Below are 24,220 nucleotides of genomic sequence, written 5' to 3'. Positions count from 1 at the left end.
ACCCACCGTGGTCGACCCACCGTGGTCGATCTGCGGCGGTCGACCTACGGCGCTCGATCTACGCAGCCGCCCACAGTTCCGCGCCGCGAGCACCGACGCGGGCCGCGATCCGGTCCAGCAACTCCCCGACGGGTACCGCCCCGGGGCGCCTGCCGTCCCTCAGCCGTACGGCCACCAGCCCGTCGTCGGCCTCCCGTTGCCCGACCACCGCCTGGTACGGCACGAGCCGCGCCGCGCGGATCCGGGCGCCGAGGGTGCCCTCGCCGGGGCCGTGGAGTTCCGCGCGCAATCCCCGGGCCAGGGCCTGCCGTACGACCTCGTGGGCCTGCTCCTGCTGTGCCTCGGCCACCGGCAGCACCGCCAGCTGCACGGGGGCCAGCCAGGCCGGGAACGCGCCGCCGTGTTGCTCGATGAGGTGCGCGACCGCCCGTTCCACGCTGCCGATGATGCTGCGGTGCACCATGACGGGCCGGTGTTTGGCCCCGTCGGCGCCGATGTAGTGCAGGTCGAAGCGTTCGGGCTGGTGGAAGTCGATCTGGACGGTGGAGAGGGTGGACTCGCGGCCGACGGGATCGGTGATCTGCACGTCGATCTTGGGGCCGTAGAAGGCGGCCTCGCCCTCGACGGCGTCGTACTCCACGCCGGAGGCGTCGAGCACCTCCCTCAGCAAGGCGGTGGCCCGCCGCCACAGTCGCGGGTCGGCGACGTACTTGCCGCCCTCGCCGGGGAGGGAGAGCCGGTGGCGGGAGGCGCGGATACCGAGGTCGGCGTAGGCCCGCCCGATCAGCTCCAGGGCGGCCCCGGCCTCCACGGCGGCCTGGTCCAGGGTGCAGAAGATGTGGGCGTCGTTGAGCTGGATGGACCGCACGCGGGTCAGGCCGCCGAGCACTCCGGAGGGCTCGGAGCGGTACATGCCGCCCAACTCGGCCATCCGCAGGGGCAGTTCGCGGTAGCTGTGGGAGCGGGAGCGGTAGATGAGCGCGTGGTGGGGACAGAGGCTGGGCCGGAGCACGACCTCCTCCGCGCCCAGTTCCATCGGCGGGAACATGTCGTCGCTGTAGTGGGACCAGTGGCCCGAGATCTCGTACAGCTCCCGCTTGCCGAGGACGGGCGAGTACACGTGCCGGTACCCGGCCGCTCGCTCGGCCTCCCGGACGTACTCCTCCAGGGCGTGCCGTACGACGGCCCCGTCGGGCAGCCAGTACGGCAGCCCCGCGCCCATCAGCGGGTCGGTGTCGAACAGGTCGAGATCACGGCCGAGTCGTCGGTGGTCGTACACGGTGGGCTCTCCTCACGGTCGCCCGGCCCGAGCCCCCGCACGACAAAGCCCCGGGGCACTCGCCCCGGGGCTCGGAAACTGACTCAACGATCAGCGCGCCGGGACATTCTCCGGCGTCGTCGTGGAAGACGGGCGTACTGCGTGGGCGCGCTGCATGGGGGGACGGTAGCAACGGGGCGGCGGGCGGGGCGACGGAATTTCCCGGGCCATGTGTCGGCGTCAGCAGGCCCGGCCACACGTCAGCGCCGACGCCGGCGGCACGTGTCGGTGGCCGTCCCCTCACCCGGACGGACCGGCTCGCTGGTGGAGCGTCGGTGGTGGTGGTGCCGTAAGAGGGCGTACTCGATCTTGGATGCCCCAAGGAGGCACCCCGATGACCCCGTCCCCGGCCCGCGCCCTCGCCCTCGCCTCCTCCGCTCTCGCCCTGGGCGCCCTCCTCGGCACCGCCTCCTGCTCCGCCCTCAGCACCCCGCCCACCGCCGAGAAGCCCGACTTCGCCCCTACGACCACCACGCCCACGGCATCGCCGGGAGGCGCCCCCGCGCTCACCCAGGCGCAGGCGCAGGCCGCCCTCGTCACGGCGGCCGACCTGGGGGAACCGTGGGCGCCCACGCAGGGCGTGGCCACCTGGCACGACGGGCTGCTGAAGGCGACGGCCCAGCAGCCCGACTGCCGGCGCCTGGTCGACACCCTGTACGCGGAGGATCTGTTCGGCGCGAACACCCGCGCCCGTGCCGTGATCGGCCTCGACGACGTCTGGAACGGGTCCCAGCTGCGCTACCAGGTCGTCACCCAGAGCCCGGCCGACGTGAACCGCACCCTGGCCTGGCTGAAGACCCTCCCGGAGAGGTGCGCCGAGTTCACGGTGACCACGGACGGCGGCACCGTGCAGGACGTCCAGGTCACCGACGCGGGCCTGCCGGAGGTGGGGGACGCGCGGCAGGGGCTGCGGATCACCCTGTCGGGTGCGACGCTGAACGACGAACCGGTCCTGCTCACCCTGGACGTCGCCGTCGTCCGGGTCGGCGACGACGCGATCGGGCTCACCCACGGCGGCCTCGGCGATGTCTCGCCCGACGTCACACAGGCTGCCGTACAGCTGGGGGCGCAGCGCCTGGCGGATGTCCGCAAGCGCGGCCGGGCACAGATCTGATCCAGGCACGTCGCCGTGCGGGAGCGTCCTCAGTCACGGCTCGCGGTCGAATCTCTCCTTGTGCGAGACCACGTCGTGCGCCAGCTCCAGGGCGGTGCGGTTGTTCGCGAAGGCGTGGGCGCGCAACCGGGCCAGCGCCTCGTCCGAGGCGACACCGAGCTGCACCATGATCATGCCGATGGCCTGGTAGATCTCGTCGTGATCGGTGGCCAGGCCGCTCAACCAGGGCTCTTCTCCTCCATAGCCGTTCTCCTCCCCCCGGGGCAGCGCCATCAGGGCCGCCGTCATGACATCGGCCACGAGTTGCGCGGTGCGCACTTCCTCGGCGGTGAGCCCGCCGGGGGCGCGGCGGTAGAGGTCGATCGTGCCCACGCACACGGCGTCGTTTCCGAGGGGAAGCGAGTACACGGCCTGTACCCCGGCGGCTGTCGCCTGTTGGGCGAAGACCGGCCAGCGCCGTGCGTCCCGCCCGCTCGTGAGGTCGGAGGCGAGCACCGGGGCGCCGATCTCGGCCGCGTACGTGCAGGGCCCCTCGCCCAGGGTGGCCTGGACCTCCGACAGGTGGGAGGCCTGGTCGCTGCTCGCGCCCAGCTGGACGGGCATGCCGTCACTGCGCAGCGACACGCTCGCGCCGATCACCGGCAACAGCTCGACCGCCACCGTGCACAGCCGTCCGGGAATCTCCACGGGCACCGCGCCCCGCACGCCCTCCGCGATCACGTCGACCGCCCGCACGTGCTCTCGTTCCCGCGCCTGTGCCTGGTCGCGTGCCTGGTCGCGTGCCTGGTCGCGTTCCCGCTCCCGTTCCCGCTCTCGTCTCTGCTCGCGAGGGTCGTCGCGGCCGTTCTGGCGTGGATCGCCGCTGTTCGACGCGCCATGCGGACCGGAGTCGTCGCCACCGGGGTCCCTCGGCCGCACGTCCACCGCCTCCTTCGATCAGCGCGGCCATCATCGTCCATGGCCTCCCACGGCGGGAGCATCCGAAGCAGGGTCAAGATTCGTGGCGCCCGCGCGGGGCGCCGCCCGACTACCCGCCGTCCGAGGGTCGAAACGCACCGCGAACGCCGGAAGCGGGGCGCCGGAAGCGGGGCGCCGGAGGCAGGGCGCCGTGCACGCCCTGTCACCGCTGCTCGTACGAGCCCGTCGCCAGCTCGTCAGGTCAGGTCAGGTCACAGCGAAGGCTGTGCGGGGGCGGGCCCCAGGGTGGTCGTCCCGGGGGCCGTACGGTGCCCCAGTCCCGTCCGGTAGGCGTCCAGCGCCGCCTCCACGCGTCCCGTACGACGCAGCAGGTCGCCCAGCAGCCGGCACAGGTCGGCCAGGTCACCGGCGGCGCCCGCGCGTTCCAGCAGGCTGAGCGCACGGACGTAGTGCTCCTCGGCGGACTCGGTGTCCCGGGCGTCCTCGGCGATGATGCCGAGGAGGCGGTGGGCGGCGGCGGAGTGCAGTGCGCCGCGTTCGGGGCTGAGGTCGCTGAGCACGTCGTGCAGCAGGACCGCGGCCTCCTCGGACTTGCCGCGCCGGTGGAGTACGTCGGCGAGCTCGACGGCGGCCTGGCTGGAGTAGAGGGCGGCGCGGCGGGCCGTGAGCATGGTGAGGGCCTGCCTCAACTCGTCCTCGGCGCGCTCCAGTTGGCCGTTCTGCGCATACACGTACCCGCGCATCCAGTGGCAGTTGGCCAGCTCGGTGCGCAGTTGCAGCTGCCGGTACAGCTCGGCGGCCTTGGCCAGTGAGGCGTCGGCCTCTGCGACCCGGCCCTCGGCGATGAGGGTGCGGGCGACGGAGCGGTGCATGCGGGCGACCAGGGCCGGGTCACCGGACTGCGGGGCGAGAGCGAGGGCGAACTCGGCGGCCTGGGCGGCGCGGGCGTGCGCGCCCATGTCCATGTAGGGGCCGATGACGCTGGCGTAGAGGAGGAGCAGGGCGTCCGGGTCGTGCAGGCCGGCGCGGTTGAGCTCGTCGATCGTGGACTCCAGCAGGTAGACGGAGTACCGGAGTTCACCCGCCAGGTAGTGCGATACGGCCCGTCCGCGCAGGGCCGGGACGCGGACCGGTAGCGGGACGTCCCCGAACGCCTCCCCGGCCCGCTCGAAGTAGCGGCGCCCCTCCTCCAACTCGCCGGTCTCCAGGGAGCATTCGCCGAGCCCGAGCAGGGCCGCCGCGCGCACCTCCCCGAGGTCGAACGACTCGGCCTCGGCGAGCAGGAGGGCGTACTGCTCGGCGGCCGCCTCGGCCTCTCCGGTGGCGAGGGTGCGCTGGGCCTCGGTGAGCCTGAGCCGCAGATCGATGACGAGCCGGGCCGGCCGCCCGGTCGCCAGCTCCTCGAAACCGACGCCGAGCCGGTCGGAGAGATGCCGGAGCGCGTCGTCGGAGGGGCGGACCCGGCCGGCCTCCAGGGTGGAGATGTACGCCGGGGTGTAGGCGGGCTCGGCCAACTGTTTCTGGGTCAGCCCGCGTTCCACGCGCAGTAACTGCACTCTGCGCCCGATCGTCACCGGGTCGTCGCGGTCCGACATCGCCCAACTCCCCTTGTGCCTCTTGCCGTTCGACTCTGACAGCCCCTAGGTTAAACGGCGTATTAAGCGTGCTTAAGCTGTCGCTGAGCTGTTCCGAGCTGTCGTCGCTGCGAGGTCGCCGTGCTTGAACGCCCCAGCACCACCGAGCGTTACACCCGAGGTCTGGCTGCCGCCGTGATCGCGGTCGCCGCCCTGGTCCTGGCGGCGAACGCGGGCCCGGCGAGGGCGGCGGAGCCGACGCAGGTCCAGGGACAGCATGCCGTCCATGCCATGGGCCCCGCCGCCGGTTCGGGGAGTCAGCGGTCGTAAGCCCTGGCCTGCCGGGTCCCCTTCCGGGCCCGCTGCCGGACCTCGACGGCCGTGGCGCGACTCAGAGCTGGAACTCCGCCGGAGACACCCCCAGTGCCGCGCAGGCCTCCCTGAGGACCGTCTGCTCGGCCTGGGAGAGGTGGCCGTCGGCACCGGCGATGACGATGCCGGTCTGGATCACCGCGCGTGCCTCGGTCGGCTTCTTGGCGGCCTTGGCGATCTCCTGCAACGCCTCGGCCCTGCCCTGCTGGAAGTCCCTGGTGAGCTGGCTGACGTGCTTGTGGAAGCGCTGCCGCAGCTGCTCCGGCGGGAAGTTCTGCAACACCTCGTTGCTGAGGATCAGCGACTCCACCTGCTGCTGCTCGGTCGCGTCCACGTGCCCGTCGGCGGCCGCGACCAGTGCGCACATCGCCATGCTCGCGTCCCGGTAGGCACCGCTCTTCAGCTCGGTCTTGAGAGTGCCGAGCTGTGTCTTCAGGACACCGACCAACTGGGCCCGCGAACCACCACCGGACCCGGTGCCGCCGCGCCCACCGGTCGGGCCGCGCCCGCTCTGGGACTGCTGCATCGTCTTGGCCTGGTCCTTGAGCTTGTCCCACAGCGGCAATGCCGTCACCTCGGTAGTAGTCGGAGCCATCACCCGACCAACGGCCACCCCAAAGTAAAGGTTCCACCAAGTGCCACGGGACGCTAACTCTGTGTCTGCAGCTGCCGCAGCTGTCGGTGGATGTTCTCCAGGGCGCCCTGCCGTCGCCCGGGCACCCTGCCCCGCAACTCCGCGAGCCCGGAGCCGAGTTCACGAGCGAGCGCCAGGTCACGGATCTGGCTCCACTGGTGGTGCGCCCGGTCGACGGCCGCCTCCACGGCGGGCGAGTCCGGCGTCTGCCCGGCGGTCAGCCGAGCCTCGGCCACCGCCAGCCAGGTACGGCAACTACGCACCGGATCCCCAGCGAACATCGCCAGGTCCGCCCGCACCTCAGCCCAGTGCAGGGCCTGCTCGGACCCGGGCCCATGCGCACGTACGGCAGCCTGCTCATGCTCAGCGGCAAGAGCATCGGCATCACCGTGCCGACCGGTCTGAACGGCGGCGGTGATGTAGGTGTGCGGATCGTCGTCAATTTCCGGGCGCCGGTCGAGTGCATTCAGCCCGTCGAAACCGTCCGGGCGCCGGTCCGCTGCTTTCAGCCCGTCGACACCCTCCGAACGCCGGTCGACTGCTTTCAGCCCGTCGCCACTTTCCGGGTGCCGGTCGACTGCCTTCAGCCCGTCGCCACTTTCCGGGCGCCGGTCCGCTGCTTTCAGCCCGTCGCCACTTTCCGGGCGCCGGTCCGCTGCTTTCAGCCCGTGGTCACTTTCCGGGTGCCGGTCGAGTGCCGTCAGCCCGTCGCCACCTTCCGAACGCCGGTCAGCCATTTTCAGCCCGTCCGGCGTTTGAGGACGAGGCCGTTCAGGCCGATACGGGGGTCTGGGGGCGGAGCCCCCAGAGACGGGCACCACAACGCCAGGCACCGCAGGAGGAACGGGCACCGCAACCCCGCGCACCGCAAGACCCGGCACCGTCAGCACGATGTCCCCGTACGCCTCACTCCCCAACCGCCCCAACGCCTGTTGATGCAACTCCGTGAGATCAGGCCGCCACCCGCTGCGCAAAATCGTCGCGATCGCCTTCATGTACGCCGGCACCGCCACCGTCCGCCGTGACGGCGGCGGCGCTATCCGCCCGTACACCGCGACGCCCCTGCCGCAGTCCAGCGGATTGGCCCGCAGCCACGCCCAGGTCTCCGCGTCCGCGTGCAGATCGAGGAACAGGGCCGTCGACCCGGGCGCACGCAGCCGCAGTTCCTCGCGGATCCAGTGCCAGGGGAAGGCGGTGTAGCGGGCGGTGGACGTGGTGGTGCGGGCCAGCGCCAGGTGGGGCAGGTGCTGACGGCGGTCGAGCAGGAGCTGGCCGGTGACGAACACGGTCAGCGGTCCGGGCGCGGTCGCGGCGGCCCGCAAGCGGGTGAGGACGGCCTGCGGCTCCAGCGGGTCGGCGAGCTCGACGACGTTCGCCGTGTCGGTCCCCGACAGCACCGCGGGCGACACGGCCGCGAGGACGGGAAGCACGGACGCCGCGTCCACCAGACAGCCCTTGCCCACCGGTGCGGCGGCGAGCAGCAGCACGGTCCCCGGCATCGGTCCCTCCCCATCCCCCGTCGATCACGTACCTCAGCACCGTAACCGCTGCGGCTGCAAAGGAGGACCTCAGGACTGCAAACGTCCCTTCCGAGGGAGCGTCCGCGCGAGGAAACTCCCCGTTCCCCGAAAAGAAGCCGCTCCGGCCGACTTGCCGGCGCCTGTCTCCAGGTGTGCTCTGGAAGGGCGAGGAGAGAGGAGTCCTCTCATGGCTCATGCGGCACCCACGCCCGGCGGCACGCGCGACACACCCAGTACCCGCAGAACACGCGCGACGAACCGGATGACCAGGCCGATTCACACGCCCGACGTCTTCGACGAGCGGTTCCACCGGATCGCGAGATTCGCCATCCCGGTGGTCCTCGGACTTGTCTACGGCTACTGGGCCGCGGCCAACCGACGCGGCGGCGGCCCCATCACCGGCTGGAACATCCTGTTCGGCTTCGTCACCGCACTCGCGTTCATCGTGCTGTGCATCGCCGTGGCGACCCTGGCCCCCCTGCTGAAACGCGAACTGCACTCGGGCGTCAAGTCCGCCTTCGCCGGCGCGTCCGTCGGCTTCCTCTACAGCCAGAGCGACGACAGCGTCCTGCGCTCCGCGGTACTTGGCCTGGTGGTCGCCGCGGCCATCTTCGTCGTGTTCTTCTACCGCTACTACACACGCGAGGACGCGGAGGGCAACCGCATCCGCTGACCCGGATCCGCTGCCCCGGCGACACCACATGGGCCCCGGGCGACACCACGTGGGCCCGGGGGCGACACCACATGGACCCCGGCGAGTCGACCGGGGCCCACGTGTTTCCCTCATCCCTCCACTCACCGGTCGACCGGGACCCGGTCCCAGCCGGCCGACGAGGTTCCGAAGACACTCCACGTCCGCGGGGCCGGAGTGGTGCGCAGGAATCGGCCTCTTTCGCACCCACACCTCCCCAACACCAGGAAACACCCGTTCGGGTGAACCCTCCACCGGAGAGCGGACTCCCCAGTTCCGCCAAGGCTCGCGGCAGATCGGCGACCCGTTCGGTCCGCTCTCCGCGCCCGGATGCAGTCACCCCGCTCGCGGCCCCCGTGCCCCGGGTCTTGCCTGGAAGGGTGCTCCCACGTCTCCGGAACACCCTGTCGGCCGTGCTGATCGCCCTGGCCTGCCTCCTCGTGCCCTTCGGCGCGCTGGCGGCCTGGGCGACGTACGGGCTGGCCGACACGGGCCGGTACGTCAGCACGATGGCGCCGCTCGCCACCGACCCGGCCGTACGGGACGCCGTCGCGGACGAGGTCGGCGCCGGAATCACGCACGAGGTCCGCATGGAACGGTCGCTGCGCCCCTTCGTGCAGGACGCGGTCCGCTCGTTCACCCGCACCGAGGCCTTCCACACGGTCTGGGACGCGGGCAACCGGGCCGTCCACGCCGCGGTGCTGCGGGCGGTGCGCGACGGCGACGAGCACGCGGTGACCGTCGACCTCGCTCCCGTCACCGCGCAGCTGAAAGAGCAACTGGCCCACGACCACGTGCCGTTGGCCCAGCGCATCCCGGTCCGGCACACCGAGGTCGCGGTGCTCCCGGCCGCGGATCTGGCCCGGCTCCGAAAGGGGTACGACGTGCTCGACATCGCCAGTTTCTGGCTGCCCGTCACAGCGGCCGCCCTCGCCGTCACCGGGATCGCCGTCGCGGCCTGCCGCCGCCGCGCGGTCACCGCGACCGCGCTCGGCACCGCGCTCGGCGGCGTGCTCCTCGCCCTCGCGGTCGCGATCGGCCGCCGGCTCACCCTCGCCGACCTGCCCGACCCGGCCCACCAGCAGGCCGCCGGAGCGATCTACGACGCCCTGACGGCCACTTTGCGCACGGTCTCCTGGCTGCTGGTCGCGCTCGGTCTCATGGTGGCCCTGACCTGCTGGCTCACCGGCCGCTACGGCCCCCTCGCGCGACGTCGGCGAGGGTCCGCAGGGCCCGCTCCAGATCCGGCTCGGCGGCCGACGCGAGTCCGAGCCTGACCGCGTCCGGGGTGCGGCTGGGATCCACCGCGAAGGCGGGCCCCGGGGTGACGGCGATCCCGTGCGCCGCCGCGGCGGCCGTGAAGGTGTCCGCGCGCCACGGGGCCGGCAACTCCCACCAGGCGTAGTACGCGCGCGGATCGGACCGTACGCGAAAGCCGTGCCCGTGCAGCTCCCGGGCGAGGATCCGCTGCCGGTGCGCCGCGTCCGCCCGCTTCGCGGCGACCAGCCGGGCCACCGTCCCGTCCCCGGCCCAGCGCACCGCCGCCTCCAGCGCGAACCGCCCCGGGCTCCAGCCGCCGGACCGCACGGCGGCCGCCACGGCGTCCACCCGGTGCGGCGGTACGACGAGGAAGCCGACGGTGAGCCCGGGCGCGACCCGCTTGGAGAGACCGTCGACGACATGGGTGAGGGCGGGCGCGTGCACGGCCAGCGGAGCGCCCGGATCGGCCAGGAAGGACCAGATGCGGTCCTCGACGACCGGGATGTTCAACTCGACGATCGAGTCCGCGAGTTGGCGCTTGCGCTGGTCGCTCGTGGTCAGGGACGTCGGGTTGTGCAGGGTCGGCTGGAGGTAGAGGGCGGACAAGGGCGTGGCGCGGTGGGCGGCGGCGACGGCCTCCGGGCGGACCCCCTCCTCGTCCGAGACCAACGGCACCAGCACGACGCCGAGCCGGGCCGCGATCTCCTTGACCACGGGATACGTCAGCGCCTCGACACCGACCCGGCCGCCCGGCCGGACGAGGGAGGCGAGGGCGGCGGCGATGGCCTGGCGGGCGTTGCCGGCGAACAGGAACTGGTCGGGAGCGGGGCGCCAGCCGGGACCGGCCAGGACACCGGCGGCCGCCTCCCGGGCGGCGCGGGTGCCGGTGGCGGCGGACGGGCGGAGCGCCTCGGTCAGTACGTCGGGCCGCAGCAGGGACGCGAGCGTGGGGGCCAGCAGCTCCGACTGGCCGGGCACGGACGGGTAGTTGAGCTCCAGGTTGACGGGAGCGGACGCGATCGGCTCGGTCAGCGCCCGGCCGGTGGGCGCGGCCGGAGCCGCCCGCACGAACGTCCCGCGCCCCACCTCGCCGACGACCAGTCCCCGGCGCACGAGTTCGCCGTACACCCGCCCGGCCGTGGACCCGGCGATCCCGCGCCGACGAGCGAACACCCGCTGCGGTGGCAGCCGTTCACCGGGCGCGAGCCGTCCGGCGGCGATGTCGTCGGCGAGCCGGTCGGCGATACGCCGGTAGTCGTTCACGAAGTCCCCCGTGGAGCCGTGCCGTTGGATTGCACCGAGAGCAAAGATCTTATTGCACCGAGGAGTTGGGGCACTATAAGGTCGCTCACATGCCCCCTTTCCAGGAGTTCCTCGCATACGATGACAAAGGCACCGATACCTCCCGTGTCCCCCTGATTCTGGTCCACGGCCATCCCTTCGACCACACGATGTGGGCCCCGCAGATCGCGGAGTTCTCCGCCACCCGCCGGGTGATCGCCCCCGACCTGCGCGGCTACGGCGCCTCCCCGCGCACACCCGCGGTCACCCGCTTCACACGGTTCGCCCAGGACATCGAGGAACTGCTGGACGACCTCAAGGTGGAGACCTTCGTCCTCGCCGGACTCTCCATGGGCGGCCAGATCGCGATGGACGGCTACCGCCGGTTCGGCGACCGGGTCCGCGGCCTGGTCCTCGCGGACACCTTCCCGGCGGCGGAGACCCCGGACGGCAGGCGGGCCCGCGACGCGATGGCGGACCGGCTCCTCAAGGAGGGCATGCGGGGGTACGCCGACGAGGTCCTGGACAAGATGGTCGCCCCGTACGCCGACGCCGAGGTCAAGGCCCACGTCCACCGCATGATGACGTCCACGCCCCCACAGGGCGCCGCGGCGGCCCTGCGCGCCCGCGCCGAACGCGCCGACCACCGCGAGCTGCTGACCCGGGTCACCGTCCCCGCGCTGGTCGTGGTGGGCGCCGACGACGACTACACCCCGGTCTCCGACGCCCGGGACATGCACGCGGCCCTCCCCCACTCCACGCTCCGGGTCATCGAGGGCGCCGCCCACCTGCCGAACCTGGAGCGGCCGGCGGAGTTCAACGAGGCGCTGGGGGAGTTCCTGGCGCGGGTGGACGCCACCTCGTAGCCTCAGGACGGTGAAAGACCAGCGGAGACGGCGACTCGGCGGCTGGAGTGCCGCCCTGCTGTTCGCCGGGGTCAGCGTGGTCGTCGGATGCCGGGTCGCCGACACCGACGGCATCACCCCCGTCCCCCAGCTCCTCGCCTTCCTCCCCTGGCTGCTCGCGCCCGCCGGACTGGGTCTGGCCCTCGCGCTGCTCGCCCGGTGGTGGACCGGAGTGGTGTGGGCGGTCGTGATCCTCGGAGCGCTGGCCTGGTTCATCGAGCCGTACGGCAAGAGCACCGAACCCCACGGGCCACCGCTCGCCACACTCCGCGTGCTCACCTCGAACGTCGAGTTCGGGCGGGCCACCACCCCCCTCGTCACCGCCGTCCGCCGTGAGCACCCGGACGTCGTGTTCGTGGAGGAGTGCGAGTACAGCTGCGACGCCACGCTGAAGCGGGACCTCGCCACCGCCTACCCGTACCGGCGGGCCGTCGCGGCGGGCGGTTCGGAGGGCTCCGTCATCCTCAGCCGCTTCCTCCTGAAGGGCACCGACGGCGTGCCCGGCACCATGGGCATGCCCGGCGCCCTCGCCGACGTGGACGGGCACCCCGTACGGCTGCAACTCGCGCACCCCATGCCCCCGCTGCCCGGCCAGCTCGACGTCTGGCGGCGGGAGCTGGGCGCTCTGCGCGACTTCGCCGCCGACCGCGCGGACACCCCGACCGTCCTGGCCGGCGACTTCAACGCCTCCCAGGACCACGCGGCCTTCCGCAGCGTCCTCGACACCGGCCTACGTGACACCGCCCGCCTCGCCGGAGCCGACCGCACCCCCACCTGGCCCGCCCGCACCGCGCCCACACTCGGCGCGCAGATCGACCACGTCCTCGTCTCCGAGGACTTCTCCGCACGCGACGCCCGCTTCCTCCACCTGGCCGACACCGACCACCGCGCCCTGCTCGTCGACATCACGCTGCATGGGCGGGAATGACGGGAATGGGACGACGGCAAGGTGTGGGAGCGGGGCCCGCCGATCAATTAGGGGTGAATCCGGGTTGGCTGCAGGCCGGTTGACGGTGACCGGATGTGAGCCTTGACGGGGCAGACACCGTGTGGGCCGCCCCTGCCAATGATCATCGACAAGGGCCGCTAACCTTACGTGTCCGTCCTGGCCAGGGATTGACGGCTTCAACTCACGCGAAGGGTTGCGCACATGGGCATTCTCACTCTCCTGCGGAATGCGTTGGGCAGGTCCCGCAAGGGGCGTACCGCCGAGGCAGAGGGTGTGGAACCCACTCCTTCGCAGGAAACCGAGCTGATTCCTTCACAGGGGGCGGACCGGGCTCCCTCGGAGGAGACGGACCGTACTCCCTCACAGGAAGCGGCGCCGAAGGTACCTTCCCCGGCGACCGAACCCACCCCCGAACCGGCCCCCGAGCCGCAGCCGACGGCCGCCACGACGGCGCCGACATCAGCTCCCGCACCAGCGCCGAAGCCGGCACAGGTCCCGGAGCCCCGCACGTCCCCGCTCTCCGCGAAGGAGGAGCACGACCTGGTCGCCGCCGCCTTCGACAACATCGCGGTCCCCCAGCAGAACGCTCCGACGGACCCGTCGACGGCGGGCGACGACGGCGAGCCGGCGGGGGAGGCCGTGGTCGAGAAGCCGGTGGTCGAGGAACCGGTGGTCGAGGAACCGGTCGTCGAGAAGCCGGTAGCTGAGGAACCGGTCGTCGAGGAACCGGTGGTCGAGAAGCCGGTCGTCGAGAAGCCGGTAGCTGAGGAACCGGTCGTCGAGGAACCGGTGGTCGAGAAGCCGGTCGTCGAGAAGCCGGTCGTCGAGGAACCGCAGGCGGAGAAGCCGGTGGTCGAGAAGCCGGTCGTCGAGAAGCCGGTCGTCGAGGAACCGCAGGCGGAGAAGCCGGTGGTCGAGAAGCCGGTCGCGGTAGAGCCGGCGGTCAAGCCGGTCGCCGAGGCGGAGCCGAAGCCCAAGCCGAAGCCGGTCGCGGCGGCGGAGACCGCTCCCGAGCCGGAGCCCGCCGCCGAAGTCACTCCCGAGCCGGAGCCCGAGCCCGAGCCGAAGGCAGCGGCGGAGCCCGTCGCCGAGGTCGCCGCGGAGGCCACCCCGGAACCGGAGCCCGTGGTGGACACCGTCTCCGCCCCCGCCTCCGAGCCGGTAGCGGAAGTCACCCCCGAGCCCGAGCCGGTGATCGAACCGACGCCGGAGCCGGAAGCGACGGCCGAGGACACCCCTGACCCGACCCCCGACCCGGCACCGGAACCGGCATCGGAACCGACCCCCCAGCCGGCCGCCGCGGCCGCCGACGGCGAGGACGCCCCACAGGGGCCACCCGCAGCCGAGAACGAACCCGTCACGGGTGGTGCGGGTGGGAACGAACCGGCCGAAGGCGAAGCCGAGGCCACCGCACCCCCCGCAACCGTCCCCGTAACCCTCCGCACCGCCTACACCGCCGCCGCCACCACCCTCGCCGCCAAGAACCTCACCGGCACCACCGCGAAGGTCTACCTCGTCCTCGACCGCTCCGCGTCCATGCGCGCGTACTACAAGGACGGCTCCGCCCAGGCCCTCGCCGAGCAGACCCTCGCCCTCGCCGCCCACCTCGACCCCGCGGCCCCGGACGCCAAGGTCCACGTCACGTTCTTCTCCACGGAAGTGGACGGCACCGGCGAGCTGACCCTCACCGACCACGACAACAAGATCGACGAGTTGCACGCGGGCCTCGGCCGCATGGGCCGTACCAGCTACCACGTCGCGGTCACGGAAGTCCTCGCCCACCACGACAAGGAAGCCCCCGGCACCCCCGCCCTGGTCGTCTTCCAGACGGACGGCGCCCCCGACGCGAAGACCCCCGCCACCCAGTCCCTCACGGACGCGGCGGCGAACCATCCCGGCGTCTTCTTCTCCTTCGTCGCCTTCGGTGAGCACGACAACAAGGCGTTCGACTACCTGCGGAAACTGAAGACCGACAACACGTCCTTCTTCCACGCCGGCCCGACCCCCCGCGAGCTCACGGACAAGGAGCTCTACGAGGGCGTACTGGCGACCTGGCGCCCGTAACCCGGCACCACCCCGTCGGACGACGAACGGCCGCCCCTTCCCACTGCGTAAAACGGGAAGCGGGCGGCCGACCCATGTCGGCTACGATTTCAAGGTTCGTAAGACGACCGACTTGGGAGCAGCCCCCGATGGCTCGACACCTCATCACCAGCGCCCTTCCGTACATCAACGGAATCAAGCACCTGGGCAACATGGTGGGGTCCATGCTCCCGGCAGACGTGTACTCCCGCTACCTGCGCCAGCGTGGCCACGACGTCCTGTACATCTGCGCGACCGACGAGCACGGCACCCCGGCCGAGCTGGCGGCGAAGGAGCAGGGCATCCCGGTGGCGGAGTTCTGCGCGCAGGCCCACGACCAGCAGAAGGCGATCTACAACGGCTTCAACCTGGCCTTCGACTACTTCGGCCGCAGCTCGTCCCAGCAGAACCACGAGATCACGCAGGAGATCGCCCGCGAGCTGAAGTCCAACGGCTTCATCGAGGAGCGGGCCATCCGCCAGGTGTACTCCGTCACCGACGGCCGTTTCCTCCCCGACCGCTACATCATCGGCACCTGCCCCCACTGCGGCTACGACAAGGCCCGCGGCGACCAGTGCGAGAACTGCACGCGTGTGCTGGACCCGACCGACCTGATCGAACCGCGTTCGGCGATCAGCGGCAGCAGCGACCTGGAGGTCCGCGAGACCAAGCACCTCTTCCTCCTCCAGTCGGCCCTGGCCGACGAGGTCGAGGCCTGGGTCGACGAGCGCGCCGACAACTGGCCGGTGCTCGCCTCCTCCATCGCCCGCAAGTGGCTCACCGAGGGCCTGCACGACCGGGCGATCACCCGTGACCTGGACTGGGGTGTGCCGGTCCCGGCCGACACCTGGCCGGACCTGGCCGCCGAGGGCAAGGTCTTCTACGTCTGGTTCGACGCCCCGATCGAGTACATCGGCTCGACGAAGGAGTGGGCGGACCAGGACCCGGAAAACCGCGACTGGCGCTCATGGTGGTGGGAGTCGGACGCGAACGTCCACTACACGCAGTTCATGGGCAAGGACAACGTTCCCTTCCACAGCGTGATGTTCCCGGCGACCCTGCTGGGCACCCGCGCGCCATGGAAGAAAGTCGACGTCATCAAGGCCTTCAACTGGCTGAACTACTACGGCGGCAAGTTCTCCACCTCGCAGAAGCGAGGCGTCTTCACGCACGACGCCCTCGAAATCCTCCCCGCCGACTACTGGCGTTACTTCATGATGGCCAACGCCCCCGAGTCGGACGACTCGTCGTTCACCTGGGAGCACTTCACGGCCACGGTGAACAAGGACCTGGCGGACACCCTCGGTAACTTCGTCAACCGCGTCCTGTCCTTCTCCCGCAAGCGCTTCGGCGACGAGGTCCCGGCGGGCGCGGAGCCGGGCGAGGCGGAGACGAAGCTGGGCGAGGAGATCGCGCGCCTGCTCACCGAGTACGAGGGCCACATGGAGGCCATCCAGTTCCGCAAGGCGGCCGCGTCCCTGCGCGCCCTGTGGTCGGCGGGCAACTCCTACCTGGAGGAGAAGGCGCCCTGGCTGGAGATCAAGACCGACCAGGACGGCGCCGCCCTCACCCTCCGTACGGCGATGAACCTCATCCACCTCTACGCGGTGGTCTCCGAGCCCTTCATCCCGACATCCGCGGCGGCCATGCGCGGCGCCTTCGCCCTGAAGGACGACACCGCGACCTGGGTGACCGCGGACGAGGCCCGCACTCTCACCTCGGTTCCCGCCGGCACCCCCTTCACAGTCCCGCCCGTTCTCTTCGCGAAGATCACAGACGAGGACCTGGCGGCGTACAAGGAGCGTTTCGGCGGCGAGCCGGCGTAACACCGGCCGGAAGAACGTAGGGGCCCGGGAAACGCGCCACTTCCCGGGCCCTTCTCGATACCCCATACCCCATACCCCCTGCCATGACGTCCGCGCCAGACCGTATGGTTTCCGCCATGGCAATGGCAGTTCCCGAGGTCATTCCGATCGCTTACGTACCCAGAAGCCACACGGAGAGCATCGGCCGGTACGCGGACGGTCAGTTTCTGGCGTCGATCACGTATGCCTTCCCCGAGGGGTTCCGTCCCGACGAGGGCTGGGAAGAGCAGAAGCGCCTCTACACGGTGCTCCACACCTTCGACGCCGAGGGCCACTACCGGGACTCGGAGATCTGGTGCGCGGGCACCTGGGCCGAGCAGCAGCGCGCCCCGATCGGCGACGACTCGGTCCTCGGCCGCGCCCGGATCCACCTGGCGAAACTCCTGCGCAGCCTCCCCCGCCGCTCCTACACCCACATCGCCGTCCGCCCCTTCCAAGTCACCGTCGACGGCGTCCGTTTCGGCCTGGTGATCCGCGATTCGGAGGGCGAGTCCTGGGCCGAGCTCTACCCCGACCGCCTCGAATTCGCCGAACCGTGGGACGGGCGGTACGTGACCTGAGCCGGCGCCTCGAGTCGGGCGGTTGCCGTCAGCTTCCCGACGCGTACGTCACGAAGGCTGCCCACGCGTCAGCCGTGAGCGCGAGCTGAGGGCCTCCGATGTTCTTGGAGTCGCGGACGTGGATCGCGCGTTGAGCGATCGCGATCTCGACGCAGCTGTCTCCCTCGGTGCCATCGCTGTAGCTGCTCTTGAACCACCGCAGCTCAGAGGCGGCGTCCCCGGCAGTGGCTTTGCGGATCATGTCTCTCCCAGCACCTGCTCGATGAAAGCGAGTGACTCCCCCGGCGTGAGAGCCTGAGCCCGGATGATGCCATACCGCATTTCCAAGATCCGAAGCTGCTTCGGGTCGGAGGTCGGGCGGCCACCGTACGCGCCGTCGGAGCGACCCACCGCTGTGCCGTCCGCGAACTTCAGCACCTCGATCTTGCCGTCCACGCCAGGGTGGGCATCCGTTTCCGTCGGCATCACCTGGAACGTCACGTTGCGCAACTGCGCCACCTCCAGCAGGTGTTCGAGCTGTCGGCGTCGCGCCATTGTCCCTCCGATGCGACGACGCAGTGCCGCCTCTTCCTGGACAAAGCTGAGTACCGGCATGGGAGACCGCTCGAAGACAGACTTCCGCTCCACTCGGGCGGCCACCAAGCGCTCCACCTCCTCGCCCGCGTAAGGCGGTTGCCGCGCCTCGAACAGGGCCCGAGCATGCTCAGGCGTCTGCAACAACCCATGAACACTGAGCCCGACGTACACCCCGATCTCGACTGCCTGAGCCTCCAGCTTCGCCAGATCCCGAACCTTCTTCGGATACCGGACCCTGGCCACGTCCTCCTTCATCGCCGAGATCAGCCCATCCGCCCCCAACACCTCGTCCGCCCTGTCCAGGAACTCAAGCTGAGGGATCCGCTTGCCCCCTTCGATTTTGTAGACCATGTCCTCCCCGTACCCCACCGCCACCCCGAACTCGGCGGCCCGCATCCCCTTCGCCTCGCGCCGCAGTTTCAACTGCCGACCCACCGTCGCGACGACCGCCACACCCCAGTCGTCGTCTGGGTCCACCTCCCAGCCCGGCTCGTCCGCCTCGCCCTTGAGCCGACCCGTGTCGCCGTTCACCTGCTGCATCCCGCGCCCCCTCCGTCGTCCGTCCGCGCCGCAACGCCCCGTACCCGCACAGCCCGTGCCGACAGCCCAGACAGCCTCGGACAAACTCCGGACAGTCACGGTACGTACCGCACGAGTCACCACTCACGGTAGGCACGGACCGCCACGCTCAGTGATGTGAACCAGAAAAAGTCCACCCAACTCGGCTCCCCCACCCGTCACTTCAGCGTGCTTCTGTCCCCCACTCCACGCGGCGCCCGCCTCGCCCGCCTCCTCGCCACGGAGTGGCTGCGCACCTGGGATTTGCCGACCGGCCTGACCGACACCGCCGCACACCTCGTCGCCGAGCTCGCCTCGAACGCCGCCACCCACGGCCGACTCCCCGGCCGGGACTTCTGTCTCGTCCTCCACGCCACCGCCGACGTCCTCCGCATCGAGGTGACGGACACGCGCGGTGACGACCTCCCGTGCCCTCAACACCCGTCCGCCGAGGCCGAATCAGGGCGCGGACTCCTCCTCGTCGAGGCACTCGCCGACCGCTGGGGCGTCGAACCAGGCCCTGTCCCACGCAAGACCGTCTGGGCCGAACTAAATCTTCAGACACCGGAGCATGAGGCTTCGTGCTCCGGTGCGACCGGCGGTCTTTTCTAAGAACCACGAGAGAGAAAGAACCCCACCAAGCCCCACCCCTCCCGCCCGCAGCGCAAACTCACTCGCCCGAGTGAATATGCCCAACTCGGCTAGGTTTGCGACGGGTTGCCTGCCCTACGCTCAGCGCGACAGAGCACGACCGCAGACATGCGGCAGGACATGCGACGGCCCCCGCCGGGACTGCAATCCCACTGCGAGGGCCTGACCACCGAGGAAGTTCGGAGCTTCCTGATGGACACCGAAAACCCTAGCGCGCCCCCGCGCGCCCAGTCCCGTATCCCGGGCAAAAACCACCCCCGCAGGCACCCTCATTCCGGCGTCGTCCACGACAACGCCCGCCACACCACCCGCTTCACGGTGATCGGCAACCACCTCGCCCAGCACCCGGAGCTGTCCGGACTCGCGATCGGCCTGGCGGTCTACATCCAGTCCCTCCCCGCCGGCGCCCCCGCCGACATCAAGACCCTCGCCGCCCGTTTCCCCGAGGGCACGACCCGTATCGCCGCCGCCCTGCGCGAACTCGAAGCCCACGGCTACCTCCGCCGCACCCGCGTGCGCACCGAGACGGGCCGCATCGTCACCCGCACGGTCTCCTGCAACCAGCCCGGCCACCAAGGCACGGCACCCGACACCACCAGGCCACCCACCCGACGGCCCGCCCCGGACAACCGTCCACCCCGCAAGAAACTCCCGCTGGTCCCCAGACCCACGAACCCCTTCCCCAGCCTCCTCCAAACAGCCACCGACCTCCTCGCCGGCCTCCGCCGCGAAGACCCCCGCCTCCTCCTCTCCGCCTCCGACGCCGAGCACCTCGCACCCGGAGTCGCCGCCTGGATGGAACGGGACCTCACCCCCACCGCCGTACGCCACGCCCTCACCACGAACCTCCCCCAGGAGCCCCTGTACCGCCCGGCCGCCTTCCTGGCCCACCGCCTGGCCGAGCAGCTCCCACCCCCGCCCCCGTTCCGAGCTCCAGCACCGCCACCGGCCGTCCGGCACCCGCTTCGGAATTGCGACGGCTGCGACCGCGGCTTCCGTGACCCCGGACCCGGCCGCTGCCACGACTGCCGATCCGATCTCCCCGAGTTTGCCTAGCATGAACGTGACGATCCTTGCCCCTGGGCACAGACGAGGAGCGAGCGCCATGACCGTCGCCCCGGACAACGCGCAGCAGGGCGCCTCCCGTCAATACCGGGCCATGAGGGACTTCCTCGAGGTCATGGACGACACCCTCCCGGGCAAGTTCGAGATCACCCGGGAAGGGATCGTCCACGACATGAGGGAGCCCGTCGGTCCCCACGAGCTGACCACGCTGCACCTTCGAAAACGCCTTGAGAGGGTCATGCCGGAAGACCTGGTCGCTCACACAGGGAGGCCTGACGTCGAGGCCGAACTCGAAGGCATCATGCGCCGCCCCGACGTCATGGTGATCGCTTGGGCGGACATGGATGTCCCGGGCTCCTTCGATCCGCAGACCCTCATCGCCGCCATCGAGGTCGTCTCCCGGTCCAACCCCGACAACGACTGGGTGACCAAACTGCGCGACTACTCCCTGATCGGCGTCCCCGTCTACGCGATCTTCGACCCCCGCACCGGAACGGGTGCCGTCCTGACCGGCATCCACCCCACCCCCGACGGCCCCCGCTACGCCACCCGCAAGAACTTCGTCTACGGCGAAGACGTCACCATCGCCGACTGGACGATCTCGACCAACGGGCTGCCTCGGTACAGGAGCCAAGAGAGCGAGCGCCCCGGACACTAAGGCACAGCCAGCTGGACAGCCCGAGCGCGTCGTACGGGGAAAGCCCGGGTCGAAGTGGCTGACCACCGCCTTCCAGAGTCGGACCAGGATGAGAGAGAAGTTCGGCGTCTCGCCGCTTCGCATCGGGTACCAGCCCGTTGCCCATATCTTCGAGCCGGAGCGCTTCACGTCCGACGAACGGACATACTTCACGCAACGGGGTGTGTGGGACGACTGGTGGCAGCGCTGCAGACTGCCCGACCGGAACGACCGCTCACCGTCCGAAGAGAGTGCCGCCCCGGCACGCGGCTACCTGGAGGTGCGACTGTGACCGGCGACAGCTGGCGTGAGCGCAGGCGCGCGCTCCGGGAAGACGACGACTCTGCCGAGGCTGAGCGCGCCGCACGTCTCCTCGGCATGCTGGGCACAGAGGACCGGGACGACGAGGAGATCGAGGCAGAACACCGGGCCAGTCGGCTGGCCGCGGCACGCGAGTACGCGCCGGACGCCCGGCTCGACGAGGAACTTCAGCTCCGACTGACCGGGCCGGACACCGACGGCGGCGCTCTCCGCTTCCAGTGGGGCGACGCGCTGCTCGAACCCGTGGAACACATGGTCTCCGTCGCCGCGGGCACTCCAGTACAACTGGAACTCACGGGGATCTCCACAGGCAGCACTGTCGTGCACGCCCGACCCGTCACCGCCCCTGTCGATTCCGGCGAACCCGACACCCTGGACGCCCCCGCCACTTCCGCCGCTTCCACGGGCCTCGGCGCCCTCACCACGCTGCTCGACGCTCTGGAGTCGGAGCACGACATCCGCGAATGGGCAAGGCTCTTCGACGCGGTCGAAGCGGTGTCCAGGGCACTGAGCCGGTACGCACTGGACCTCGGCGTGACCTGGTACGACGCCGACGGCCACATGCGCCGCGCCCGACTGACAGAGCGGGGCAGGAACTACGTGAAACGGCTCCGGGAAACCAGGGACCGCGACCAGGAGATCACCATCTCCGGCCGCATCACGGAACTGCGCGAGAGCGGCCTGGTGAAAGTGAAGACAGGCACGGCCAAGAACGCGCCCGCCTACGACGTCCGCTTCGAGGAGCCCGCGGAACTGCTGCGCATGCGCCCCGGCCTCGGGGACAACGTCCACTTCCGGGTCCGCTTCCGCCAGCAACTGGACTCCATGGGCATCGCACGGTCCACGGAATACACGTACCTCGGAGCGGCCCCCGAACAGACGTCACTCTCACTCGGTCCGTAGGCGTGCCTTCTCTCCCGGACCGTCACCGGGGACAGTCCGCCAGGGGGCGCTGCCCCGGCTGAACCGCGAACACCGTCACTCGCCGCCTCCGCACACCCGTCCCCTTCGCATGTGCACGCTCCCTGGGACGCGAGGGCCGGGGGGCTCGTGGTCACCCGGCCCTCGCGCGTCTCGTGTGCTACTGGAGCACGCCCGCCCCCGTCGTCGCCCCCAGTGAGGTCGGCAGGTTCTTCGCCGAGGACTCCAGCCCGGTCGTGAGGGTCGGGGTCCAGTCGACCGTCGTCATCAGGTCCTTCGAGGACGCGGCGTTGTAGGCGGCGACGACATCCGTCACCGTCCCGTTCACGAGGTTTCCGCTGCCTGCCACGGATCCGTGCCGGCGGGAACCGAAGCCGAGCTTCCGCGTGATCGATTTTGGTGCGCTACGGTGTCGGATACGCAAAGGGAACGCAAAGTCGTGATCACCAGCATCGGGGGGTGGCCCGTCATGGGCTTCGATGAGGAATGGGCCGAACTGCGAGCCGAAGCGGCCGAACGGCGCTCCACGGCCATGCGATTGAACCGACTTCCCGAGGCCGGCCCGGTCCCCGGCGGCACGCCGATGCTCGTGTCGACGCCGGCCGAGAAGAACGCCGCCGCCAGCACCATTGAGAACGAGCTGCTGACCAGTACCAAGAAGGCGGCCGAACATGCAGACGAGGCCAACGGCAAGGTGGTCAGCGCGTTCAGCGGATGGGCGACCGCAACCGCGCTGAAAAAGGTGCAAACCGCCTGGGACGGGCAGGTGAAGACGCTCATGGGCCGCCTGGGCAACGAACGAGACGGCCTTAGGAACACCGTCACCACCCTGACGGGAGTCGACATCGGCCGCCGCGACGACATCGCCGGAGTCAAGACGCCGTCCGTGTTCAACGGCTACGAGTGAGCCACCGCAGGCCACTACACGACTCCGAAGCGCCCCAGGGGAATGAGCATGCTCACCTATCACGAAGCCATGACGACCGACTTCGGGAAGCTCTCCACCGCTGCCGACAAGTGGACGTCGATGGCGGGAGAATTCGCGAAGGTCGAGAAGCGCTACCGGGACAGCGTCCAGAAAATCACGTTGGGCGACGGCTGGCAGGGCGAGAGCGCGAACGCGGCCTCCATGAACTTCGCCGCAACCCGGTACGAGTACCAGGCCGCCCAGACCCAGGCGAAAGCGACGGCGACACTGCTGCTGAACGCGCACGCCCAGTTCGTCGAACTGAAGAATCAACTGGAGACCGCACGCGCCGACGCCATCAAGGCGGGCATGAAGGTTTCCGAGCAGGGCAACGTCGCCTTTGATCACGAGAGGGCCACCGAGAGCGAGCGCAACGCCCTCCACCACGACCCGGACTACGCCAAGAGCGTCCGGGAGAGCGAGCAATCCTGGGCCGACTACATCAAGTCCTGCGTCAAGGCGGTCGACGACGCCGACCAGGACCTCCAGAAGGACCTCGTCGCCGTTGTCAAGGACAGCGGCGACGGCAAGAACGACGGCACGCCGGGCGGCTTCAACGGCAATGCCGACAAGGTCGCGAAGTTGGACGACCAGCAGAAGCAGGAGCGCATGGAGCTCGCCTCGCTGGCGATGCGGGACGGCGAGACCCTGGACGACTATCTCCAACGCCTCCAAAAGGATGGCGTGGAGAAGGCAACCGGCAGCAGGAGGCTCGCGGAACTCTTCGCCGCCGTCCAGAAGGGCACGATCACCGCCTCGGCGTTCGCCGCCTCGGCCGGCGGAACCCTGGGCGGGTCCTGGAAACTATTCAAGTACCTGAAGCAGGGCAAGGACATCACCGCGCCCGGCACCTTCCTCAACACCTTCATCAACAACCGCATGGCCGGGGCCGCGCCCGGAAGCCTGTTGGGCAAGGTTCCTCCCGGTATGGTCAACGCCCTCACCGGGTCCGACGAAGCAGCCATGTTCGGCGGATACATGCGCAACGGCTCCTTCTTCATGCCGTCGGCGGCGGAGGCCAACCTGGCCAAGGTCGCGCAGAACGGCGGCCTCGCGAACGCCGCCAAGGCCGCCGGATGGATCCGGGGCGCGGGTGTCGTCGGCGGTGTCGCGGCGACCGCGTACGGCGTGGCGAACCTCGCCACGTATGACACCGACATGATCAAGGCCAATCCCTCGAAGTTCGCCAGCGACCTCAGCGGAACGGCGTTCAGCGCGTCGATGACCGCGTTGACCGTGGCGCCCAATCCGGTCACGGCCGGCCTGGCGGTCGGCACAGGCGTGGTGTACGCCGGTTGCCTGATCTGGGACAACCACGAGGCCATCGGCGACGGAATCGACAAGGCCGGGGACTGGATGGGCGACAAGGCCTCGGACATCAAGGACGGCATCGCCGGCGAGGCGAAAAAGCTGGGCAGCGCCCTCAACCCGTTCGACTAGCG

24 protein-coding genes and 1 pseudogene are annotated in these 24,220 nt (G+C 70.5%); 16 read left to right on the top strand and 9 right to left on the bottom strand.

Annotated features, from left to right (window positions below):
- Positions 1-58: 58 nt before the first annotated feature.
- Positions 59-1,279, bottom strand: a complete 1,221-nt coding sequence (gene thrS / locus AB0H86_RS04785; protein WP_362432955.1) for a threonine--tRNA ligase — start codon at positions 1,277-1,279, stop codon at positions 59-61.
- Between the two features lie 373 nt (positions 1,280-1,652).
- On the opposite strand from thrS, the gene AB0H86_RS04780 reads away from it, so the two are divergent.
- Positions 1,653-2,432 (top strand): hypothetical protein, encoded by a 780-nt coding sequence (locus AB0H86_RS04780; protein WP_362432952.1) that lies wholly within the window; start codon positions 1,653-1,655, stop codon positions 2,430-2,432.
- A gap of 33 nt (positions 2,433-2,465) precedes the next feature.
- Here the strand turns inward: AB0H86_RS04780 and AB0H86_RS04775 are convergent, their stop codons facing one another.
- On the bottom strand, positions 2,466-3,167 hold the full coding sequence (locus AB0H86_RS04775; protein WP_362433684.1) for a GAF and ANTAR domain-containing protein: 702 nt from the start codon (positions 3,165-3,167) through the stop codon (positions 2,466-2,468).
- A gap of 434 nt (positions 3,168-3,601) precedes the next feature.
- Positions 3,602-4,945 (bottom strand): helix-turn-helix transcriptional regulator, encoded by a 1,344-nt coding sequence (locus AB0H86_RS04770; RefSeq protein ID WP_362432950.1) that lies wholly within the window; start codon positions 4,943-4,945, stop codon positions 3,602-3,604.
- 120 nt (positions 4,946-5,065) lie between these two features.
- On the opposite strand from AB0H86_RS04770, the gene AB0H86_RS04765 reads away from it, so the two are divergent.
- On the top strand, positions 5,066-5,254 hold the full coding sequence (locus AB0H86_RS04765; protein ID WP_362432947.1) for a hypothetical protein: 189 nt from the start codon (positions 5,066-5,068) through the stop codon (positions 5,252-5,254).
- A 61-nt stretch (positions 5,255-5,315) separates the two neighbouring features.
- On the opposite strand, the gene AB0H86_RS04760 is transcribed toward AB0H86_RS04765, so the two are convergent.
- Together AB0H86_RS04760 and AB0H86_RS04755 are read right to left on the bottom strand one after the other, a co-directional pair.
- Positions 5,316-5,861: a TerB family tellurite resistance protein gene (locus AB0H86_RS04760; RefSeq protein ID WP_362433681.1), complete on the bottom strand. Its 546-nt coding sequence runs from the start codon at positions 5,859-5,861 to the stop codon at positions 5,316-5,318.
- 83 nt (positions 5,862-5,944) lie between these two features.
- Complete coding sequence (locus AB0H86_RS04755; protein ID WP_362432945.1) at positions 5,945-7,429, bottom strand: hypothetical protein; 1,485 nt, start codon at positions 7,427-7,429, stop codon at positions 5,945-5,947.
- Between the two features lie 283 nt (positions 7,430-7,712).
- On the opposite strand from AB0H86_RS04755, the gene AB0H86_RS04750 reads away from it, so the two are divergent.
- Positions 7,713-8,123 carry a hypothetical protein gene (locus tag AB0H86_RS04750; RefSeq protein ID WP_362432943.1) on the top strand — a complete coding sequence of 137 codons (411 nt, stop codon included), beginning with the start codon at positions 7,713-7,715 and terminating at the stop codon, positions 8,121-8,123.
- 398 nt (positions 8,124-8,521) lie between these two features.
- Positions 8,522-9,418, top strand: a complete 897-nt coding sequence (locus AB0H86_RS04745; RefSeq protein ID WP_362432941.1) for a hypothetical protein — start codon at positions 8,522-8,524, stop codon at positions 9,416-9,418.
- On the opposite strand, the gene AB0H86_RS04740 is transcribed toward AB0H86_RS04745, so the two are convergent.
- A complete protein-coding gene (locus AB0H86_RS04740; protein ID WP_362432939.1) occupies positions 9,324-10,664 on the bottom strand; it encodes a PLP-dependent aminotransferase family protein in 1,341 nt (446 codons plus the stop codon). The two genes, AB0H86_RS04745 and AB0H86_RS04740, sit on opposite strands and share 95 nt — an antisense overlap.
- A gap of 89 nt (positions 10,665-10,753) precedes the next feature.
- Here AB0H86_RS04740 and AB0H86_RS04735 point away from each other — a divergent pair, with 89 nt between their 5' ends.
- The 5 genes from AB0H86_RS04735 to AB0H86_RS04715 all read left to right on the top strand — a co-directional run bounded on the left by AB0H86_RS04735 (position 10,754) and on the right by AB0H86_RS04715 (position 17,043).
- Entirely contained in the window at positions 10,754-11,548 is a 795-nt protein-coding gene (locus AB0H86_RS04735; RefSeq protein ID WP_362432937.1) for an alpha/beta hydrolase, read from the top strand.
- Positions 11,549-11,558: 10 nt separating this feature from the next.
- Positions 11,559-12,515 carry an endonuclease/exonuclease/phosphatase family protein gene (locus AB0H86_RS04730; protein ID WP_362432934.1) on the top strand — a complete coding sequence of 319 codons (957 nt, stop codon included), beginning with the start codon at positions 11,559-11,561 and terminating at the stop codon, positions 12,513-12,515.
- Between the two features lie 222 nt (positions 12,516-12,737).
- Positions 12,738-14,600, top strand: coding sequence for a VWA domain-containing protein (locus AB0H86_RS04725; RefSeq protein WP_362432932.1), 1,863 nt, complete (start codon positions 12,738-12,740; stop codon positions 14,598-14,600).
- A 128-nt stretch (positions 14,601-14,728) separates the two neighbouring features.
- Entirely contained in the window at positions 14,729-16,444 is a 1,716-nt protein-coding gene (gene metG / locus AB0H86_RS04720) for a methionine--tRNA ligase (protein ID WP_362432929.1), read from the top strand.
- 122 nt (positions 16,445-16,566) lie between these two features.
- The gene (locus AB0H86_RS04715; RefSeq protein ID WP_362433679.1) at positions 16,567-17,043 is read left to right on the top strand and encodes a hypothetical protein; all 477 of its coding nucleotides are present in this window, start codon (positions 16,567-16,569) and stop codon (positions 17,041-17,043) included.
- Between the two features lie 28 nt (positions 17,044-17,071).
- Here AB0H86_RS04715 and AB0H86_RS04710 read toward each other — a convergent pair whose 3' ends face one another.
- A complete protein-coding gene (locus tag AB0H86_RS04710) occupies positions 17,072-17,284 on the bottom strand; it encodes a DUF397 domain-containing protein (protein ID WP_362432927.1) in 213 nt (70 codons plus the stop codon).
- Positions 17,281-18,159, bottom strand: a complete 879-nt coding sequence (locus tag AB0H86_RS04705) for a helix-turn-helix transcriptional regulator (protein WP_362432924.1) — start codon at positions 18,157-18,159, stop codon at positions 17,281-17,283. Before AB0H86_RS04705 ends, AB0H86_RS04710 begins: the two co-directional genes overlap by 4 nt.
- A 156-nt stretch (positions 18,160-18,315) precedes the next feature.
- Between AB0H86_RS04705 and AB0H86_RS04700 the strand changes: the two genes are divergently transcribed.
- The 5 genes from AB0H86_RS04700 (at position 18,316) to AB0H86_RS04680 (ending at position 21,793) form a co-directional block, all read left to right on the top strand.
- Positions 18,316-18,789 carry an ATP-binding protein gene (locus AB0H86_RS04700; protein ID WP_362432922.1) on the top strand — a complete coding sequence of 158 codons (474 nt, stop codon included), beginning with the start codon at positions 18,316-18,318 and terminating at the stop codon, positions 18,787-18,789.
- Between the two features lie 231 nt (positions 18,790-19,020).
- Positions 19,021-19,884 carry a helix-turn-helix domain-containing protein gene (locus AB0H86_RS04695; protein ID WP_362432920.1) on the top strand — a complete coding sequence of 288 codons (864 nt, stop codon included), beginning with the start codon at positions 19,021-19,023 and terminating at the stop codon, positions 19,882-19,884.
- 49 nt (positions 19,885-19,933) lie between these two features.
- Positions 19,934-20,551 carry a Uma2 family endonuclease gene (locus tag AB0H86_RS04690; RefSeq protein ID WP_362432917.1) on the top strand — a complete coding sequence of 206 codons (618 nt, stop codon included), beginning with the start codon at positions 19,934-19,936 and terminating at the stop codon, positions 20,549-20,551.
- Between the two features lie 88 nt (positions 20,552-20,639).
- Complete coding sequence (locus tag AB0H86_RS04685; protein ID WP_362432915.1) at positions 20,640-20,861, top strand: hypothetical protein; 222 nt, start codon at positions 20,640-20,642, stop codon at positions 20,859-20,861.
- Positions 20,858-21,793 carry a hypothetical protein gene (locus tag AB0H86_RS04680; RefSeq protein ID WP_362432913.1) on the top strand — a complete coding sequence of 312 codons (936 nt, stop codon included), beginning with the start codon at positions 20,858-20,860 and terminating at the stop codon, positions 21,791-21,793. The genes AB0H86_RS04685 and AB0H86_RS04680 overlap by 4 nt, the downstream gene beginning before the upstream one ends.
- 178 nt (positions 21,794-21,971) lie before the next feature.
- Here AB0H86_RS04680 and AB0H86_RS04675 read toward each other — a convergent pair.
- Positions 21,972-22,166, bottom strand: a pseudogene (locus AB0H86_RS04675) (pectate lyase); the annotation flags it as partial.
- An 84-nt stretch (positions 22,167-22,250) separates the two neighbouring features.
- Between AB0H86_RS04675 and AB0H86_RS04670 the strand changes: the two are divergent.
- Positions 22,251-22,718 carry a hypothetical protein gene (locus AB0H86_RS04670; protein ID WP_362432910.1) on the top strand — a complete coding sequence of 156 codons (468 nt, stop codon included), beginning with the start codon at positions 22,251-22,253 and terminating at the stop codon, positions 22,716-22,718.
- Between the two features lie 69 nt (positions 22,719-22,787).
- Positions 22,788-24,218: a hypothetical protein gene (locus AB0H86_RS04665; protein WP_362432908.1), complete on the top strand. Its 1,431-nt coding sequence runs from the start codon at positions 22,788-22,790 to the stop codon at positions 24,216-24,218.
- Positions 24,219-24,220: the final 2 nt, after the last annotated feature.

This window comes from Streptomyces sp. NPDC050997, from assembly GCF_040660135.1.
GTDB lineage: Bacteria > Actinomycetota > Actinomycetes > Streptomycetales > Streptomycetaceae > Streptomyces.
The sequence above is the reverse complement of the archived record's forward strand: the minus strand, read 5'-3'. Positions and strand labels throughout refer to the sequence as shown.

What these genes read in the sequence shown, in the direction of transcription:
- AB0H86_RS04715 (WP_362433679.1), top strand. Translation starts at nt 16,567, where the DNA reads ATGGCAGTTCCCGAGGTCATTCCGATCGCTTACGTACCCAGAAGCCAC.
- AB0H86_RS04695 (WP_362432920.1), top strand. Translation starts at nt 19,021, where the DNA reads ATGGACACCGAAAACCCTAGCGCGCCCCCGCGCGCCCAGTCCCGTATC.
- AB0H86_RS04665 (WP_362432908.1), top strand. Translation starts at nt 22,788, where the DNA reads ATGACGACCGACTTCGGGAAGCTCTCCACCGCTGCCGACAAGTGGACG.
- AB0H86_RS04710 (WP_362432927.1), bottom strand. Translation starts at nt 17,284, where the DNA reads ATGATCCGCAAAGCCACTGCCGGGGACGCCGCCTCTGAGCTGCGGTGG.
- metG (WP_362432929.1), top strand. Translation starts at nt 14,729, where the DNA reads ATGGCTCGACACCTCATCACCAGCGCCCTTCCGTACATCAACGGAATC.
- AB0H86_RS04780 (WP_362432952.1), top strand. Translation starts at nt 1,653, where the DNA reads ATGACCCCGTCCCCGGCCCGCGCCCTCGCCCTCGCCTCCTCCGCTCTC.
- AB0H86_RS04725 (WP_362432932.1), top strand. Translation starts at nt 12,738, where the DNA reads ATGGGCATTCTCACTCTCCTGCGGAATGCGTTGGGCAGGTCCCGCAAG.
- AB0H86_RS04750 (WP_362432943.1), top strand. Translation starts at nt 7,713, where the DNA reads ATGACCAGGCCGATTCACACGCCCGACGTCTTCGACGAGCGGTTCCAC.
- AB0H86_RS04755 (WP_362432945.1), bottom strand. Translation starts at nt 7,429, where the DNA reads ATGCCGGGGACCGTGCTGCTGCTCGCCGCCGCACCGGTGGGCAAGGGC.
- AB0H86_RS04705 (WP_362432924.1), bottom strand. Translation starts at nt 18,159, where the DNA reads ATGCAGCAGGTGAACGGCGACACGGGTCGGCTCAAGGGCGAGGCGGAC.
- AB0H86_RS04685 (WP_362432915.1), top strand. Translation starts at nt 20,640, where the DNA reads ATGAGAGAGAAGTTCGGCGTCTCGCCGCTTCGCATCGGGTACCAGCCC.
- AB0H86_RS04690 (WP_362432917.1), top strand. Translation starts at nt 19,934, where the DNA reads ATGACCGTCGCCCCGGACAACGCGCAGCAGGGCGCCTCCCGTCAATAC.
- AB0H86_RS04770 (WP_362432950.1), bottom strand. Translation starts at nt 4,945, where the DNA reads ATGTCGGACCGCGACGACCCGGTGACGATCGGGCGCAGAGTGCAGTTA.
- AB0H86_RS04735 (WP_362432937.1), top strand. Translation starts at nt 10,754, where the DNA reads ATGCCCCCTTTCCAGGAGTTCCTCGCATACGATGACAAAGGCACCGAT.